Below are 16,335 nucleotides of genomic sequence, written 5' to 3' on the forward strand. Positions count from 1 at the left end.
TTGTAAAGGGTCGGCGACAACTGGAATGCGTTAACTGAGTAGGCGACAATTACCCGAAACAGCTCATGAAAAGCTATTGGTATTTATGAAAATAATTATGAAAAATCGTTGCTAAATGAAAGCTACTTTGGCAACGCCCAGCTAGCTATGCCGGGATGGATGCATAAATCGCGAACTATGAAAACGGGTTGCAAAAGCTTAAGAAATTCTTGATGATTAACGTGCTACAATAAAAATAACTAGGTGGAATATTTTTATTAAAATGAGGGGATTATCATGCAAAGGCAACGACGGGGAGTCGCTTGGAAACAGCCAATCATAGCGTGGTTAGTCGCATTCATAATGGTGGCGGTGATTTTTGCTAGTCAGGGCATTACACCGTTTGGAAACCATAACTTATTAATTGGCGATTTGGGCACGCAGTATACCGCTTTTTTTACTGGTTTTGTCAGGCTACTGCGTCAACATGCATGGACCGTGTATAATTTCCAGTCGGCACTGGGGGCTAGTTGGGTTCCCATGATTGCTTACTATTTAATGAGTCCGTTTAATGGGTTATTATTTTTATTCCGGGAAAGTCAAATCCCGGTGGCAGTAGCCTTAATTATCATGTTAAAAATTGCGACGATTGCGGGTAGCATGACGGCTTACCTACAAGCCCATTGGCAAAGTCACCGTGCCGGTATTTGGTTATTCGGACTGGTTTTTGCGTTTTGTGGGTTTGTCACGGCTAACTTTTTTAACTTGATGTGGCTAGACGCGTTGATCACGCTGCCCTTAGTCGCCTGGGGTATCGACCGGTTAGTTCGTTCAGGGCGTTCCGGACTGTATTTTGGGGCGTTAGTCGTGACGATCCTGGTCAACTATTACATGGGTTACATGGTTTGTTTGTTTGCCATTGGCTACTTGCTCTACACGTTAGGGCTGCAAACGAACCAGCGGTTGAACCGAGATTGGTGGCGGCATAATCGCCACTTGATCAACCGGTTTGTGGCCACTTCGCTACTGAGTGGCATGAGTACGTTGTTCCTGCTCTTGCCAACCGTTTTTGGGATGCTAGAAGCTCCCAAGGTTGCGGCCGGCCATAATGCCTTTGCAGTGACCCCGCTATTCGGCTTGGAATTTTTTAGTCAATTTCAAATGGGCGCTAGTAACTTTGCGCAACGACTCAGTCACGGACCGGCCATTTTTGTTTCTTCACTAGTCAGTTTACTAGCCGTCGCCTACTTTGCGTTGCCACAAGTAAAACGGCGTGATAAGTGGTGGAGCGCCGGATTACTGGCATTTTTATTTTTGGGGATGTGGATTCGCGGATTCAACACCTTTTGGCACATGTTATCGGTCCCCGCGAGTTACCCGTTTCGCAATAGCTTTCTGTTTAGCTTTGTTTTGGTTTTACTTGCAGGAAACGCTTGGCAGGCCGGAGTTGAGCAATTAGCGCGTCGTTGGCGGTGGCGGTTATCGCTGGGACTTGCATTGTTAATGGGACTAGGGGCCGCTAGTATTCCAATTTTGCGGTGGTGGCCGAGTTTAGCACGTTACGCCCGCAGTTTACAACCGTGGAACTGGTTCGCGTTAATTTGCAGCTTAGTTAGTTTGGGACTAATGGCTTGCTTGATCTGGGCGGTACCTGCGCGCTATCAGTGGACCATTGCCAGCCTAGTGGTGTTGGAACTGGGCGCCAACTTTATCTGGGCCTTAGGGGGAGCTAATTATGGAAGTCAGCGACAGTTCGCGCGGGCCTACCAGGCAGCGACCCAGCAACTACGTGTGGTTCGCCAGTCGCGTCAGCTTTACCGCGTCCGTTACGATGTCAAAACGTTAGGACGGGGCTTTACCGGCAGCTATCACGGGTATAATGATCCCATTTGGCTAGGCGTTAACGGGACCAACGCATACAGCTCAACGACTCAAACAAAAACCGTTAAGTTAGCCCGCCAACTGGGCCTTTTTGTAAAGGATGACCGCCGTTTGAGTAACCAGGGCTTTACGCCGGTCACCGAAATGCTCTGGGGCGTTCGCCTAAAAGTTGACCACCGGGGAACGCAGCCGGTTGGAAGCTATCAAGGCATGGGCTTTGCGACCACTAACCGTTTGACGGCACTCAAACTAGGCACTGACCCGCTCACAAATCAGGAGGCCGTGTTACAGGCCCTCCGTCCCAGTGAACGACCGTACTTTGTCCCCGTTAAGCGGGGTGTCGACCGGTTACGCGTCACGCACGCTGCTGCCAGCCGGCAGACTTATAACTATCACCACGTCTTGCGGATTACCCCGCACGCTGCCGGGCGGTTGTACCTGGTTGATCCCAGTGGTCAAAGTAAGTTCAGTACGCTGAGTGTGAATCACCATGCCAAGGCCCCCGCGATGTATGCGGATGGAACGACGACCGTAATTAATCTCGGTAAGCAGCAACGGGGACGTACGCTGTTGCTCAAATTTGCGACTAAAACGGCTTCCCTCCGGCGTGTTCGGCTGGTTACTTTACGGCCGGGCGCACTGAAGAAAGCCCAACAAACGTTAAACGGACACGCGTTATTGTTGCGGCGGTTACCGCACCACTTTAAAACAACTTACGTTGGGCACGTCATGGCAACCACCCAAACGCCGGATCTGTTTTTAAGTCTACCAACCGAATCCGGTTGGCAAGTACGGGTTGACGGCCGACCGGTTACCACGCGTCTATCCTTAACCGGACTTTCATCCATTGCCATTCGTCCTGGTCGTCACCGTATTGCAATTAGTTACCAAGCTCCCGGTGCCATCCTGGGTCTGATTATGAGCCTGCTAAGCTTGGCCATTTACGCAGTTACCTGCCGGTTAAAGCGGCTTTAGTCACTAAGAACGGCTTCGGAATGGGTGTCTAAATGGAATACTTTAAGCTGAACGATCGTTGAGTAGTGGACCCACGGCGATTGGCGTTAGAACCCGGCGCCCTGCGAAGCACCTTGGCAGGACAAGCCGTGGGCCAACTTTTGAGCTAATTTCAAAACCCGGAATCATCTCAAAAGTTGGCCTTGTTGTCAATCGTGAAAAGACCGCGACCAACAACAATTTCACAGCTATATGCCAAAACTTCTCCGGGCGCCTAGGTGGAATATTATTATTTAAATTGGGCAAGAAACTGAGTAGGTTAGATTGATAATCGTCAATAACTTGGAAAATCACTTCCTAAGTTGTTGACGATTTTTTATGCAGCGCCATAGATACTTTTAAGTCAAAGTGAAAAGATGTCATGGATAATTTATTTTTGATTAGCGAAAACTAATCCGGTTAGCATTTAGAACTAAGTATTTTAAGCAACGTGCTATTAAGACTAAATAAATTAGTGGTTACGGTCCGCCAGCGACTAGTTGAAGCCAGAAGGGAGAGCGTGGATGGTCCCAGCGGTGAAATTTCACTTGGTCGGGGTATTTTCCCGGCTTAGTGAAAGGCCAATGGTTGAGACCTGAACTTTGGGCTCAAGCTTGTGCCCACCGCTTTTTTGGCCCGTCCACGCCGACCGGAGGACTGAAAAGTGTGGACTAACTTGGAATCGATAAGCGGAATTTGAAACAAGCTAGGTCAACTGATTTAGGTTGAACCGGACAAAGAAGATGGGTCGTGAATTTCTTGATTTATTTGAAATCGGACTGAGATGTGAGTATAAAAAACTGGTAGTTCCAGTCCAGTTGAGGAAGAAACTACCAGCTAAGGGTGAGCGCTAAAGTTCGAAATACTTTTCAAGGAAGACTGCGACACCGTCTTCATCGTTGCTGAGAGTGGCGTGCGTTGTGGCAGCCTTAACGGCGGGAATCGCATTAGCCATGGCCACGCCAACTTTGGCGGCTTTAAGCATGCCAAGGTCGTTTTCTTCGTCACCAAAAGCCATTAGGTTGTCAAAACCTTCGTTAAAGTGACCGAGTAGGGACTTTAAGCCGCTGGATTTATCGGTGTGCGGTGGCAAAAACTCTAGTAGTGTCCGCCGGGAAGGGACGACGTGGAAAAAGTCGGTGATGCTGGCCGGTAAGGCGGCCTGAACTTCTTTGGCGTCGTTACCGGCACTGACGACTTTACCAAACTGGTCATCGGCGGGAAGGTCAGCAAAGTTGACGTTTTTGAACGGCATTAAACCGTTAATGAATTCTTCGTACGGTGATTTGCCGAGGTCCATGATTGAATAGACCTGGGTTAAGTCGATGACGTCTAGGTGAAAGCCGCTAGCTTGCGCGTGGTCGAATAGCGGCCGAATATCCGCCTTGGAAACGCTGGTCCGGGCCAGCACGTCGCCGGTGGTGTTTTGCTGGACTAGTCCACCGTTAAAGGTAATGGAAAAGTCACCGGGTTGGTTTAGACCTAACTGTTTTAAAAACGGTTGGATCGCTTTAATGGGACGACCGGTGCAGAGAACGATTCGCTTACCGGCCGCGTGTAACTGTTTTAAAGCTCGTTCGGTCCGTAATGAGATGGTTTTATCGGACGTTAACAGGGTATTATCTAAATCTAAAGCAATGGTTGTAATCATAATGATTCACGCTTTCTAGTGAAGTTTTAAAATGGTTTTGATGGTCGCACCCATGGTGGCCGGGTCGGTAACCTGCTTATGCCGAATTGGAGCTTGCCGGAGGGCGGTGACCGTTGCCGGAATTGGCGTTTGAATTAGGGCGTGCAATTGATCAACGGCGGCCAAACCGTCCGTGTCCACGGCTTGTTCGGTGATTGCACTCAGGACGGCCTTTGGGAACTTGTACGGACTGGCCGTTGAGACGATCACCATTGGTCGGTCGTCCTTAGTTGCTGACTGGTACTGGTTGGCCACCGCCGTTGCTACCGCCGTATGGGGATCAATAGTGTAGTGGTGTGCAGCGTAAACGTGGTGGATGGCGGCTTGATCCTGATTTTCGGTCACGAACCCCGCCCAGAAGTCTTTGATGGCTGCCCGCATCGTCGGGGTCAGCGTGTAACGGCCACTGGTTTTTAGGTCGGTCATAAGTTGCGCGGTGGCGACCGGGTCGGAACCGGTCAAGTAGAAGACGAGTCGTTCCAAGTTGCTAGATACTAAGATATCCATGGATGGTGAACTGGTTAAGAAAAATTCCCGGTTTTTATCGTAAGTACCCGTATTAAAGAAGTCGGTCAGAACGTTATTACGGTTGGAAGCACAGATCAACTTGTGGATCGGTGTTCCTAATTGCTTGGCGTAGTAGCCGGCCAGGATGTCCCCAAAGTTACCGGTAGGAACGCTGAAGTTAATCGTGTCGCCGTTTTTTATTTGGCCCTGTTTGATCAACTGCGCGTAAGCGTAAACGTAGTAAGCTACCTGTGGAAATAGCCGACCGATGTTGATTGAATTGGCACTGGAGAATTGGAAGTGATTGGCTGCCAGTTCGGTGTGTAGGTCGGGGTCGTTGAGCAGTTCTTTAACCTTCGTTTGGGCCTCATCGAAATTGCCGTTGATGGCAACGACGTAAGTGTTGGCACCAACCTGAGTAACCATCTGTTGTTTTTGGATAGCGCTGACCCCGTCTTTGGGATAAAAAACGATGATCTTAGTTTGATCAACGTCAGCAAACCCAGCCATGGCAGCCTTACCAGTGTCCCCGGAAGTGGCGGTCAAAATCACAACGTCGGACTGTAAGTGGTTCTTCTTGGCCGCGGTCGTCATCAGGTGCGGTAAGATTTGTAAAGCCAGATCCTTAAAGGCAATCGTTGGACCGTGGAACAATTCGAGGTAGTACTGCTCACCGTGTTTGCGTACCGGGGCAATTGCCGGATCGTCGAACTGGTCACCGTAGGCAGCATCGATGCAGGCGTGGAGTTCAGCTGGCGTGTAGTCGGTGAAGAATAGTTTTAAGACCTCGTAGGCAACTTCCTGATAAGACATAGTTGCGAGCTGATCAAAGTCAAAGTTAGCTTGGGGTAAGTCGACCGGAACAAACAAACCACCGTCGGGCGTTAAGCCCTGTAAAACGGCCTGTGAGCTCGTCATGGTGTGGCTTGCAGTTTCACGGGTACTGCGATAAAGTGTTTCCATGGATGAACGTCCTTTCAATTGATTTTGTCTAAATGATACACTAAATTGTGAGTTAACGGGGCGCTTTTCCATAAATCTCCGCTAGTTTTACCGAATAAAAACTTTTATAATAGATGAAAATGTAATCGCTTACGATAGAAGGAGTTTTGTAAATGTTATTGGCAGGAATATTACACCGTCCTGAAAGTGAAGATACGGCAATTTTGGCCGATCACCAAGTCATGTTACGACTAAAGACGGCGCTAGATGACGTCACAAAGGTTGAAGTGATATACGCGGACATGTACTTATGGCAAGAGGGGACCCCGATGCAGACGACGGCCATGCACCGGGGGTTAGCGACACAGAGCAACCAGTACTGGACGTTACCGGTCACGATTCCAACTAATCGGCTTATTTATGGATTTCGGATCACGGATCAGGATGGTCAATCGATCGGGTACGGCGACGACGGCTTTTTTGAGGATACCCTGACGAATTGGGCGGTTGCCGGCCATTATTTCCACTTACCATACTTACACGTTAGTGACGCGGAATTACCACCAGCCTGGGTCAAAGATACGGTTTGGTATCAGATCTTTCCGGAACGCTTTGCAAACGGTGACCGAAAAAATGACCCGGAAAACGTCACGGCTTGGGGCGCGGGTCCGGTTAAACGCGACTCATTTTACGGTGGGGATTTAAGGGGCGTTATTGACCACCTGGATGATTTGGCCGATTTAGGCATTAACGGGCTATACTTGTGTCCGATCTTTACGTCACCGTCCAACCATAAGTACGATACCATCGACCACTTTGAGATTGACCCCCATTTTGGGACGAAGGCGGACTTTCAGGAATTAGTTGCTAAGGCCCACGCCCGGGGAATTAAAGTCATGCTGGACGCAGTCTTTAACCACTTTGGGGAACAATCTCCCCAGTGGCAGGACGTTGTCAAAAATGGGCAACAATCCCGGTTTGCGGACTGGTTCCACGTTCATGGTTGGCCAGTGGGACGGGATCCCAAGACCCAGCAGTTAAATTATGAGACCTTTGCGACGGGCGCCGCGATGCCTAAGGTCAACACCCAAAATCCGGCCGTTCAGGATTACCTGATCAACGTAACGAAGTACTGGATCGAGCAGTTTGACATTGACGCTTGGCGGTTTGACGTCGCCGATGAAGTTGATCACGGGTTCTGGCGCAAGCTATGCGGGGCGTTGCGGGCAGTTAAACCGGACGTTTACCTACTAGGGGAAGCGTGGCATAGTAGTCAGGCCCTGGTTAACAACGGTCAGTTTAACGCCGTCATGAACTACCCGTTAACGCAACCCATTCCGGCGCTGCTCAATCATGAGCTAAGTTTAGCCGCCTACGTGGGTAAGACCAACCTTCAGTTGACCCAGTACCGGTTGCCTAACCAGCAAGCCATGTTTAACGCCATCGATACCCACGATACCCAGCGTTTACTCACGACTTTGCACGGAGACGAAGACAAGTTAAAGGCGGCGTTGGCCTTGCTGATGCTATTGCCGGGAAGCCCGTGTTTGTACTACGGCACCGAAGTGGGGATGGCTGGTGGTCCCGACCCTGATAACCGGCGTTGCATGAACTGGCAACCGAATACGGACCAATTAGCCCTGAAGGCCTTCGTTAAACGGTTGATTGGTTTTCGCCGGCAACGGGCGGACTTTTTAGCCACGAGTGAATTGAGCTGGCAAATTGACGATCAGTGTTTGACTTTAAAACGGCAGGGGCCGACACAAACGGTTTGTGGGCGTTTTAACCTGGGAACTACCGCGATTAAAGCGGCAATTCAAAACGTGGTTATCAGTAATAGGACCAGTGCCCACCAGTTATTGCCGGGTGGTTTTGAAATTAAGGTTAACTAAAAAAATGACGTTCAGCTTTGCGGCTGAGCGTCATTTTTTTAGCGATTACTTAGTGGCGGCTGGTTTGATAGCGCGACCCTGAATGAATTCGATTACAATTAGGACCACGTAGCAAATCAGGATAATGCCTAAGAGGTTGGTCGTTTGAACGGTACTGGATAACCAGTAGTATTGCCAGTTCTGGTTATTGAAGACCCACCAAACAATTAAGCCGGCAATTAACCCTAAGGTATTCATAATTGCAATAAAGAAAATATTGCCGTTTTGTTTTTGACCTGCCCAGTAAGCGGACAAAATCGCCATCCAAACTCCCCAGACGATTAAGCCAACCACAACAACCCAATAAATAAGTGATGCGATCATTGGTACTCCTTCTTTCTACAAGTTAATAACATTATTTTACCATGAATTCGATTACATTGGGAGCCCCCGGTGATTTTTTTCACAATCATTTTTAGGTTAAAATGGCGTGATTTTGAGATGTTACTTGTTATTTAGGGGTGAATTATTTACAATTAGGACATAATGACAATGTAATAGGGAAAGGGTTGGCCTATCAATGACTTCTGCGTGGAACTGGATTGGAATCATTGCTTGGATAATTGTTTTGGCACTGGTGGTCTGGGTGTTTCATAACATTCGGGTCCGCCGAATTAAGATGATTGTGGAACGCAAGCATACGTTTGAATGGAACAGCCTGTTTATTACGATTGGGGAACTGGTCGTGGCCATTGGTTTACTAATTGGCATGGGCTATGTGACATTCAACCACCAAGTAGATTTATCAGATACAAAGGCGGTTAAGGTCACTTATAAGTATGAACCGCTCGTTTTACGGGTAGGCAATAACGGCTCATCTTCATACTACGTTGCGGTTGATCGGGGAACAACGAACAAGCCGGTGCATATTTATAATTATTGGATCAACGGGGCCAAGTACACCGTTTCTAGTAATAAAGCCACGGTGGCAAGTAGTTTGAAACAGGTAAAAATTGCGGATGCGGGGATTCCGTGGTCGCAAACGGCGCTGAAGAAAATGGACCGGGAACACGAGCGGGCGTACGTGGTTAAGCTTACAGCGACGTACCAGCCTAGTTTCTTAAACGGATTAGGGATTCACGTTGGGCACCAAGCGATGACGCGGTGGCTGATTCGGGTACCAGCGCAGTCTTTCATTAACACGACGGATATTCAAGCACAGTAGTAGTGGTATTTAGACGGATTCGGGGGATGTAAGCCCTACGAAGCCGTCTTTTTTTATAACTTTTAAAAGTTATTAAATATTCATAATACAATGCTTTTTTACTATGGTTATTTGGAGAATGGAGTAGAATGATAATGTCATATTTTTATAGAATAATTAGTTTATCCAGTTAATCTTAATCATAAGTGATAGAAAGAAGCGAACCAATGATTGGCGAACAAAACACACCGTTATTCGTTTGTGGAATTGTCGGGGATCAGCAAACGATGATCGTAAATAAATGTTTAACGGGGCCATTTAAAAACCGTTATGATTTGGCTACCGCACCGTGGACGTCGGGAACCACGTTGGGGGTGGCCGTTAGTCGAATTACCAAGTTACAAACCGGATTGACCACGGTAGTTTCCAAGCAACTCGGAACTGTTCAGTTTAAGTTGCCCGGGCTAACGTCACTCGGATTACCAAGCACGATGATCAGCATTTTCTATTTGTTAGAACCGGTTGGCGGGCAGCTAATGGTTAAACGACCAGCGTACACGGCGGCACTTTCAGCGGGAGCGGCCCGGGTGCCGTTGTCCCAACTTAATTGGCAAAACAGCTCACCAACCGTGATGCAGGCCAAACGTTTTTTGATGACCGGGGCTTTCCCAATTGCGGATCAACCAATCGCGGCGTACCAGGTCGCGGAGAAAACGGCGTGGGTCGATGCGGACCTAGCTGACTATTAGTGAGTTGACAATTGACTAGTCGCGGTGTAATTTAGAAACAACTTAAAAAATGAAATGTTGATGAGAAGAGTAACTGTGGGGCGCCGTCCAGCGAGTCAAAGGTTGGTGGAATTTGACCGGTAACGCGCAGTGAAGATGAACTCGGAGTTGACTAGTGGTTGGCGCTACTAGTCCGGATCGATCACCGATAAACGGATCAAACGTAATGGTAACGTTGCGTGAGAGGCAGCTTCGGCTGTAAACGTAGGTGGCACCGCGGAGTTTGAACTTCGTCCTTAACGAACAAGTTAGGGACGGAGTTTTTTTGTCGCATGGAAAAGGGGATTTTAAGATGGATCAAGCAACGTTTATTAAAAAGTACGCAACTAACCGGGCCAATACTAATTCATTGAAGTGGGACGCCCTTGATCAGCGTTATGGGAACCCGGATTTGATTGCAATGTGGGTTGCGGACATGGAATTTAAAGTGCCGGAGCAAGTGACGCAGGCACTGACTGACCGGGTGGCACACGGAATTTATGGCTATTCCTACACACCGGATAGTTATTACCAAGCCTTTATTAACTGGGAGCAGCGTCGCCACGGATTGACCGTTCAAAAGGATTGGATCCGGTTTGGGTCCGGCGTGGTCAATTCCCTGTACGCGTTAGTTAATACGTATACGCAACCTGGTGACGGGGTACTTATTTTAACACCGGTCTATTACCCCTTCTTTAACGCCGTACAGGATAATCACCGGCAACTGGTGACCTCCGAATTGGTCAATGATCACGGTCACTATACGATTGACTTTGCCGACGTTGAAGCAAAAATTAAGGCCAACGAAGTGCGGCTCTTTATCCAGTGCTCACCGCATAATCCGGTGGGCCGCATTTGGACGGCCGCGGAAGAAACCCGGTTATTAGCCCTTTGTGAACAGTACCACGTTTTGGTGATCTCCGATGAAATTCACCAAGACATTGAAATTGATCCCCAGAACCACCCGTTTATTTCGGCGTTAACGGTGGCTGACGGTCGGTTTACTGATCGGGTGATTGTCGTTAACGCGCCGTCCAAGACGTTTAATTTAGCGTGCCTACTGAATTCACACGTGATTATTCCTAACCAAGTATTGCGGGAAAAGTATGACGCTGCCATCAACCGTTTGAGTCAAACTGAAGTGAACGTACTGGGACAAACGGCTGGGCAGGCCGCGTACGAATCCGGTGCGGCGTGGTTGGACCAAATTCTCGCCATTGTCCGGGATAACTACCATTACTTGAAGACCCAATTGGCACAACACGCGCCGCAGATTGTCATTGCCGACCTCCAAGGGACTTACTTGACTTGGCTAGATTTGCGGGCGTACGTGAAACCGGAATTTACCCGGGACTTTATTCAGGATAAGTGCGGGTTAGCCGTTGACTTCGGGGAGTGGTTTAGTTCGAATGACCAGGGGTTTGTCCGGTTAAACTTAGCAACCGACCCCAAGTACGTCCACCAAGCCGTTGAACACGTTGTTCAAGCGATTGAGCAACTTACCACCCACGCCTAAAAAGTGGAAAATTGACCAAAAGCAGCCGCTCATTCCGGATTTAGGAATGAGCGGCTGCTTTGAGTTAAACAAGCTGATCTTCAGTGCACGTTTTGGTACTACGCGTTAATTTTAAATGGAGTTAAAGTTTATTCTTGTTTACAACTATGAGGCGTTACTTATATTAACGGGTTTTATTAGGCGTCGTGCGTTGCTTAAGGAGTCGTCGCCGGACAATTTCACGCCGGATGAAGGAATAGGCAACGAGGGCCAGCGTTAGCAACGCAATGACAACGGCGGCTTTGACGAAACCAAACATCCAAAAGAAAACCGCGATTGCAAGGGTACAATAGACAATTAAAAACATGGGGCCCTCCTTCTTTTAAGACGAATTAACTAATCAATAATTTCATTGTAGCGGGTAAAAGTAGTCAACCCGTGATTGAAATTTGAATTTTTTGTTAAATCTGGGCCCAATGGTTGACGGTTGTGCACTTAGCGGTGGTAATGGCGGTTCATCCGGCGCTCGTTTGCGTGCGCCAGTTGCTCTTCGGTTAAATGGTAGTGGGTGGCAGCGTCTAATTTCGTTAAGCCGGCAATTAACGCTCCAAACTGGTTCTGATCGTGGACGCTGGCTTTCAACTTTGCAGCTAGTTGGGTTAACACGGTTAGTTCCGGTAACAAGGTTTCTTGAACCTGTTGATCATATTGGCGTTGGCTTAAACTGTGCGTCTGCCAGCGAGTGACCCGACTAAGTAGAGTGAATAGTTGGGTCGTGAGAACGGTGACCAAGTAGTCGCTTTCCGTGGCGGTTAAATTCATTGTGATGACCTTCCTTCAAATACTAATTTTATTAGTTATTGTAAGTCAGGCGCTTCGTAATTAAAATGAAAAAATTAGTAGCCAGTGTTAACCGTTGCTACCACTTTCGTAGTGGCGGGTGTCGACTGTGTCGATCAACTGGTCGTCCTGCTTGTTTGGGTGAGGTGTTTCGGTCGTGACCATCATTTCTTTATCATGCGGGTCAGCGTAGTTGATCACTTGGCTCAAAAAGTAGGCGTTGGTAGCTTTACCGCGGTTAACGCCCCATTCCGTTATTTGAGAAGGTTCGGCGGGCTGGTATGCTTTAAGGACACCAGCTCCGGTAACTTGGATCTTTGTTGCAATGCTGATTATCGGCATCAAGGTTATGAATTGGGCAAAGATTTAAATTGAACGCACCACTGATCGACCTGGTTGTTTATAATTAACTTGATAATTAGACGATTGGCATATTAAATAGCGAGGGAGTAGACAAAGATGATTAAGCGATTATGGCAGCTGAACCGAAGTGAGCGTTGGAAAATGTGGGCCCAAATAATCGGTCAATGGTGCAGCGAACTATTAGTTGTCAGCGTGGTCTGGGCGGGAGCTGAATGGATCCTGAGCAATCACGTTGGTCGTTGGTGGTTCTGGCTAATTGGTACACAATTACTGGTGACGGTGAGCTACTGGCTGGGTGTTCGCCGGTTGAATCAAAACGACTGGGCGGTGGCTTCCAGTAAAGCCCTCCAGCGGCGGTATTTGACGGCTTACTTGCAAACGACCGGGGTCGATGAAACCAATGTTATGACGGTGCTGCACCAGGACCTGAGCACTTTAAAAAAGGTCACGATTTTTTTCGATACCATTATCCCGACCATTATCCAGTTAACACTGACCGGGATCGTGGCACTGGTGATTGAAACGGTCGTGCTGCCAATCACGGTTTTGATCCCAATCGCCGGCATCCTGCTACTCGGCATGGGGATGGGGATGCTGCAGGGATTGGGTGACCGCAAAAACCTGGCCTTTATTGCCAGCTTTAACGCGATGGGCCAACGTTTCTTAGACGACTTTCGCGGCATGGCGACGCTAATCATGTATCAGCGCCAGCACCAATACGCGGACGACTTTGAACACGACACCGAACATTTCCGTCAAAAGACGATGGGCGTGCTAGAGTATCAGCTCCAGTCGCTGACCATTATGGATTTTTGTTTATACGGGGCGATTGGACTGTTCCTGTTAGCCCAGGGGCACGCCGTCGTGACCGGTTCGCTGGCCTTAAGCACGGCAATCGGAATCGGAACGCTGATGGCGGTCTGGCTGATTGACTTTCGCAAGTTCGGTTATTTCATGCACGTATTCATGTCAACGCTGCCTAAATTAAAACACGTGTTTAGCGTGATCGATACCGGTTCTAAAACCAAAGCGGCGTCCGGCAACCGGCTCGCCAGCGTTCACCAGATCAACTTGTCGGGGACGGTCGGGTATGAGCACCCGTTGATCACGGTGCCCGGGTTGACGCTGACGCCCGGTCACGTGATTGGGTTGACCGGGCCCAGCGGTAGTGGCAAAAGTACCCTTGCGCAGATCTTAATGGGGCGCTTGCCGTTGTTGAGCGGCCAAGTCACCGTGAATCAAGAAACGGACCTGACGACGGTTGCGCCGTTAGCTTGGCAGCAAAACGTCGCGTACTTGGGACCAACGACTCGGTTGTTTGACGGAACTATCGCGGACAACCTGTTGATGGGTCACGAACTGCCGGGCTGGCAGGAACGTTTGGAGAAACTCGACCTGTGTCAGTTCACGCGGAAACTATCAGCGGGGTACGCAACGCCCGTTGGTGAGAACGGCGCGCAGTTATCACCGGGTCAGCGTCAGCAGGTGGCGGTCGCGCGGGCGGTGTTGGCGGACAAGGCGGTCTACATTTTTGACGAGGTCACGTCCAATATCGACCCCGAAAACGCCGACGTGATCATGGCCGGACTACGGCGACTAGCCCGTGAGAAGGTCGTCTTATTGATTACCCACCGTTTAGCCGATCTAAAACGGCTGACCGACCTGTACCTGGTGGACCAGCAGCAGTTGGTCCACGGCGATTTCGAGAGTTTACGGGCCGATTTTCCGGCCTTTAAGACCCTGGTTGCCGAGCAAGACCAGTTATTAACGGAGGCGGGCTTACAATGAAATTATTGAAACGGTTATTACAAACGGCCGGGCCGCTGAACTGGATCCTTTTAGCCAGCATCGGTGCCGGCCTGTTGGCGACCACCCTGCAGGTCAGTTTACTGTGGGCCGGGTTTACGGCGCTGTTTCGCCGGGTTCCGCAGTTGTGGTGGCTTTTGCTGATCTTCGCGTTAGTCGGTGGCTTCGCGCGCTTTTTTGAACAGTATTTAGGCCACCTGGCCGCGTTCAAAATTCTAGCCCACTTACGCAACCGGGTCTACCAGCAGATCATGCGGTTAGCTCCGGCCAAGCTGGACCACGCTCGCAGTAGCGACGTGTTGAAGCTCCTGACGGAAGACATTGATCAAATCGAGATCTTTTACGCGCACACACTGGCGCCGGTCGTTATCGCGGTCGTGGTGTCGCTAGGGTTTGTCGTGTTTTTTGGGCTGATTCAACCGTTGTTCGGGGTGATCGCGCTGATCGCTTACGTGCTGATTGGGATGGTCGTCCCGCTGGTCAGCCAGCGGCAGTTTGGTGAGCTGAGCAATCAGTTGAACCACGCCGATTTAGACGAACAACGCCTGATGGTCGACGCGGTGACCGGTAAGCTGGAGTTGCAACAGTACCAGGCCGTTGACCAGCATTTACACCGTTTGCGGGTGACCGGGCAACATTTCTGGCGGCTCGACCGCCAAAAAAACGGGCGACAAACGCGCGCCGGCGTGACCATGCAGCTGATTCTGGTCTTAAGCTTGGCCGCGGTGATCGCCGTGGTGAAATTAACGGACGCGCCGTTAGTCGCCGCCCTGGTTTTTCCGTTCACGTTTGGCCGGGTCCTGGCACTCGGTAATTTACCGGGTTCGTTAGGCGGGGGCTTGTTGGCCGCCCGGCACGTTTTTGACTTATTAGACGAACAGCCATTGGTCACGAACACGGGAACGGCGCCACTCCGGACAATCAATCATTTTCAACTGGCTAACGTTAACTTTGCCTACCCGCAGCGGCCGGACACGCCGATTTTAAACCAAACTAATCTGGCCGTTCAGCGTGGCGAACGGGTTGGACTGATTGGTCCCAGCGGCGCGGGTAAGAGTACCATTATGAAGTTAGTAATGCGCTGGTACGTTGCGCAGAGTGGCCAAGTTCAGGTCAACGGTGATCTGGTCGACACTTACAAATTGGACCGGTTACGCGGGCCAATCGCTTACGTGCCTCAGAACGCGCAGCTTTTTAGCGGGACCTTGCGGGAAAATTTAACACTGCGCGATCCGCTGATCACGGACGCCCGGATACGGGAAGTGCTGAATTGGGTCGAGTTGGCGCCAACCATCGCCGGGTTACCCGAACAACTAGACACTGTTGTGACGCGCAGCGCGCCGGTTCTATCCGCGGGGGAAGTTCAACGTTTGGAATTAGCGCGGGCATTAGTTCGGAACAGTAGTTTGTTGATCCTGGACGAACCAACCAGCAACCTCGACGTGCTTAACGAGGCCCTGATTTTAAAAACGGTCAAGCAACACTACACCGGAACGGTTGTCTTGATCACGCATCGCCGCAGTTCGTTAGCGTTGTGTGACCGGGTATTAAAGTTAGATCACGGTCGGCTAGTACCCTTTGAACCGTAAAATAAAAGCGACGGTGGCATAAGCCTCGGGGAAAAAAATAAAAAAAGAGTGTGCCAAAAGTCGGTTAGCGGGTGAGCATTAACGGCGTATGGCGAATAATCCGGGACTTGGATTGTTTGACATACGTGGTTAAGCGGAGCCCGCTGACTTTTGGCGCACGTTTCGACAATAGTTGTTCGGAGATAAAACATACTAAGATTAGCTCTGTAAAACCAAAACGGTTTTACAGAGCTTTTTGAATTACAGTGGAATATGTGGAGCTAAAGATCACACATAGCCCTTTGGACTTCGAGTCCGTAACCATAAACTGATCACCGCCATTATTCCCAGTAATTCAGGTTTAAGTATGTTGGTCCTTGAGACCGTGTTTAGGAAATTAGAATCGCCGAGGATGACTCCGGAATGGCT

Annotated in this window: 13 protein-coding genes and 1 other annotated feature; of the genes, 7 read left to right on the forward strand and 6 right to left on the reverse strand. The window is 49.5% G+C overall.

Annotated features, from left to right (window positions below):
* Positions 1-276 precede the first annotated feature (276 nt).
* Entirely contained in the window at positions 277-2,835 is a 2,559-nt protein-coding gene (locus D1831_RS09115) for a YfhO family protein (RefSeq protein WP_125072630.1), read from the forward strand.
* A gap of 868 nt (positions 2,836-3,703) precedes the next feature.
* On the opposite strand, the gene D1831_RS09120 is transcribed toward D1831_RS09115, so the two are convergent.
* Positions 3,704-4,504 (reverse strand): Cof-type HAD-IIB family hydrolase, encoded by an 801-nt coding sequence (locus tag D1831_RS09120; RefSeq protein WP_125072631.1) that lies wholly within the window; start codon positions 4,502-4,504, stop codon positions 3,704-3,706.
* Positions 4,505-4,519: 15 nt separating this feature from the next.
* Complete coding sequence (thrC, locus tag D1831_RS09125; protein ID WP_125072632.1) at positions 4,520-6,013, reverse strand: threonine synthase; 1,494 nt, start codon at positions 6,011-6,013, stop codon at positions 4,520-4,522.
* A 152-nt stretch (positions 6,014-6,165) separates the two neighbouring features.
* On the opposite strand from thrC, the gene D1831_RS09130 reads away from it, so the two are divergent.
* Positions 6,166-7,884, forward strand: a complete 1,719-nt coding sequence (locus D1831_RS09130; protein WP_125072633.1) for a glycoside hydrolase family 13 protein — start codon at positions 6,166-6,168, stop codon at positions 7,882-7,884.
* 45 nt (positions 7,885-7,929) lie between these two features.
* On the opposite strand, the gene D1831_RS09135 is transcribed toward D1831_RS09130, so the two are convergent.
* Entirely contained in the window at positions 7,930-8,247 is a 318-nt protein-coding gene (locus tag D1831_RS09135; RefSeq protein WP_125072634.1) for a hypothetical protein, read from the reverse strand.
* Positions 8,248-8,443: 196 nt separating this feature from the next.
* Here D1831_RS09135 and D1831_RS09140 point away from each other — a divergent pair, with 196 nt between their 5' ends.
* The 3 genes from D1831_RS09140 (at position 8,444) to D1831_RS09150 (ending at position 11,350) form a co-directional block, all read left to right on the forward strand.
* Positions 8,444-9,088 carry an LVIS_2131 family protein gene (locus D1831_RS09140; RefSeq protein WP_125072635.1) on the forward strand — a complete coding sequence of 215 codons (645 nt, stop codon included), beginning with the start codon at positions 8,444-8,446 and terminating at the stop codon, positions 9,086-9,088.
* A gap of 206 nt (positions 9,089-9,294) precedes the next feature.
* Positions 9,295-9,816, forward strand: a complete 522-nt coding sequence (locus D1831_RS09145) for an NUDIX hydrolase (RefSeq protein WP_125072636.1) — start codon at positions 9,295-9,297, stop codon at positions 9,814-9,816.
* A gap of 48 nt (positions 9,817-9,864) precedes the next feature.
* Positions 9,865-10,096: a binding site (T-box leader), on the forward strand.
* A gap of 51 nt (positions 10,097-10,147) precedes the next feature.
* Positions 10,148-11,350 carry a MalY/PatB family protein gene (locus D1831_RS09150; protein ID WP_125072637.1) on the forward strand — a complete coding sequence of 401 codons (1,203 nt, stop codon included), beginning with the start codon at positions 10,148-10,150 and terminating at the stop codon, positions 11,348-11,350.
* 163 nt (positions 11,351-11,513) lie between these two features.
* Here D1831_RS09150 and D1831_RS09155 read toward each other — a convergent pair whose 3' ends face one another.
* The 3 genes from D1831_RS09155 to D1831_RS09165 all read right to left on the reverse strand — a co-directional run bounded on the left by D1831_RS09155 (position 11,514) and on the right by D1831_RS09165 (position 12,514).
* Positions 11,514-11,696: a hypothetical protein gene (locus D1831_RS09155; RefSeq protein ID WP_125072638.1), complete on the reverse strand. Its 183-nt coding sequence runs from the start codon at positions 11,694-11,696 to the stop codon at positions 11,514-11,516.
* A gap of 128 nt (positions 11,697-11,824) precedes the next feature.
* Positions 11,825-12,151, reverse strand: a complete 327-nt coding sequence (locus D1831_RS09160; protein ID WP_125072639.1) for a hypothetical protein — start codon at positions 12,149-12,151, stop codon at positions 11,825-11,827.
* 87 nt (positions 12,152-12,238) lie between these two features.
* Positions 12,239-12,514 (reverse strand): hypothetical protein, encoded by a 276-nt coding sequence (locus D1831_RS09165; RefSeq protein ID WP_125072640.1) that lies wholly within the window; start codon positions 12,512-12,514, stop codon positions 12,239-12,241.
* A 114-nt stretch (positions 12,515-12,628) separates the two neighbouring features.
* Here D1831_RS09165 and D1831_RS09170 point away from each other — a divergent pair, with 114 nt between their 5' ends.
* Together D1831_RS09170 and D1831_RS09175 are read left to right on the forward strand one after the other, a co-directional pair.
* Positions 12,629-14,320, forward strand: a complete 1,692-nt coding sequence (locus D1831_RS09170) for an ATP-binding cassette domain-containing protein (RefSeq protein ID WP_125072641.1) — start codon at positions 12,629-12,631, stop codon at positions 14,318-14,320.
* Entirely contained in the window at positions 14,317-15,927 is a 1,611-nt protein-coding gene (locus tag D1831_RS09175) for an amino acid ABC transporter ATP-binding/permease protein (RefSeq protein ID WP_125072642.1), read from the forward strand. The genes D1831_RS09170 and D1831_RS09175 overlap by 4 nt, the downstream gene beginning before the upstream one ends.
* Positions 15,928-16,335: the final 408 nt, after the last annotated feature.

It is taken from the genome of Lactiplantibacillus garii (assembly GCF_003885105.1).
Lineage (GTDB): Bacteria > Bacillota > Bacilli > Lactobacillales > Lactobacillaceae > Lactiplantibacillus > Lactiplantibacillus garii.

What these genes read in the sequence shown, in the direction of transcription:
- D1831_RS09145 (WP_125072636.1), top strand. Translation starts at nt 9,295, where the DNA reads ATGATTGGCGAACAAAACACACCGTTATTCGTTTGTGGAATTGTCGGG.
- D1831_RS09170 (WP_125072641.1), top strand. Translation starts at nt 12,629, where the DNA reads ATGATTAAGCGATTATGGCAGCTGAACCGAAGTGAGCGTTGGAAAATG.
- D1831_RS09120 (WP_125072631.1), bottom strand. Translation starts at nt 4,504, where the DNA reads ATGATTACAACCATTGCTTTAGATTTAGATAATACCCTGTTAACGTCC.
- D1831_RS09130 (WP_125072633.1), top strand. Translation starts at nt 6,166, where the DNA reads ATGTTATTGGCAGGAATATTACACCGTCCTGAAAGTGAAGATACGGCA.
- D1831_RS09115 (WP_125072630.1), top strand. Translation starts at nt 277, where the DNA reads ATGCAAAGGCAACGACGGGGAGTCGCTTGGAAACAGCCAATCATAGCG.
- thrC (WP_125072632.1), bottom strand. Translation starts at nt 6,013, where the DNA reads ATGGAAACACTTTATCGCAGTACCCGTGAAACTGCAAGCCACACCATG.
- D1831_RS09155 (WP_125072638.1), bottom strand. Translation starts at nt 11,696, where the DNA reads ATGTTTTTAATTGTCTATTGTACCCTTGCAATCGCGGTTTTCTTTTGG.
- D1831_RS09175 (WP_125072642.1), top strand. Translation starts at nt 14,317, where the DNA reads ATGAAATTATTGAAACGGTTATTACAAACGGCCGGGCCGCTGAACTGG.
- D1831_RS09160 (WP_125072639.1), bottom strand. Translation starts at nt 12,151, where the DNA reads ATGAATTTAACCGCCACGGAAAGCGACTACTTGGTCACCGTTCTCACG.
- D1831_RS09140 (WP_125072635.1), top strand. Translation starts at nt 8,444, where the DNA reads ATGACTTCTGCGTGGAACTGGATTGGAATCATTGCTTGGATAATTGTT.
- D1831_RS09150 (WP_125072637.1), top strand. Translation starts at nt 10,148, where the DNA reads ATGGATCAAGCAACGTTTATTAAAAAGTACGCAACTAACCGGGCCAAT.
- D1831_RS09135 (WP_125072634.1), bottom strand. Translation starts at nt 8,247, where the DNA reads ATGATCGCATCACTTATTTATTGGGTTGTTGTGGTTGGCTTAATCGTC.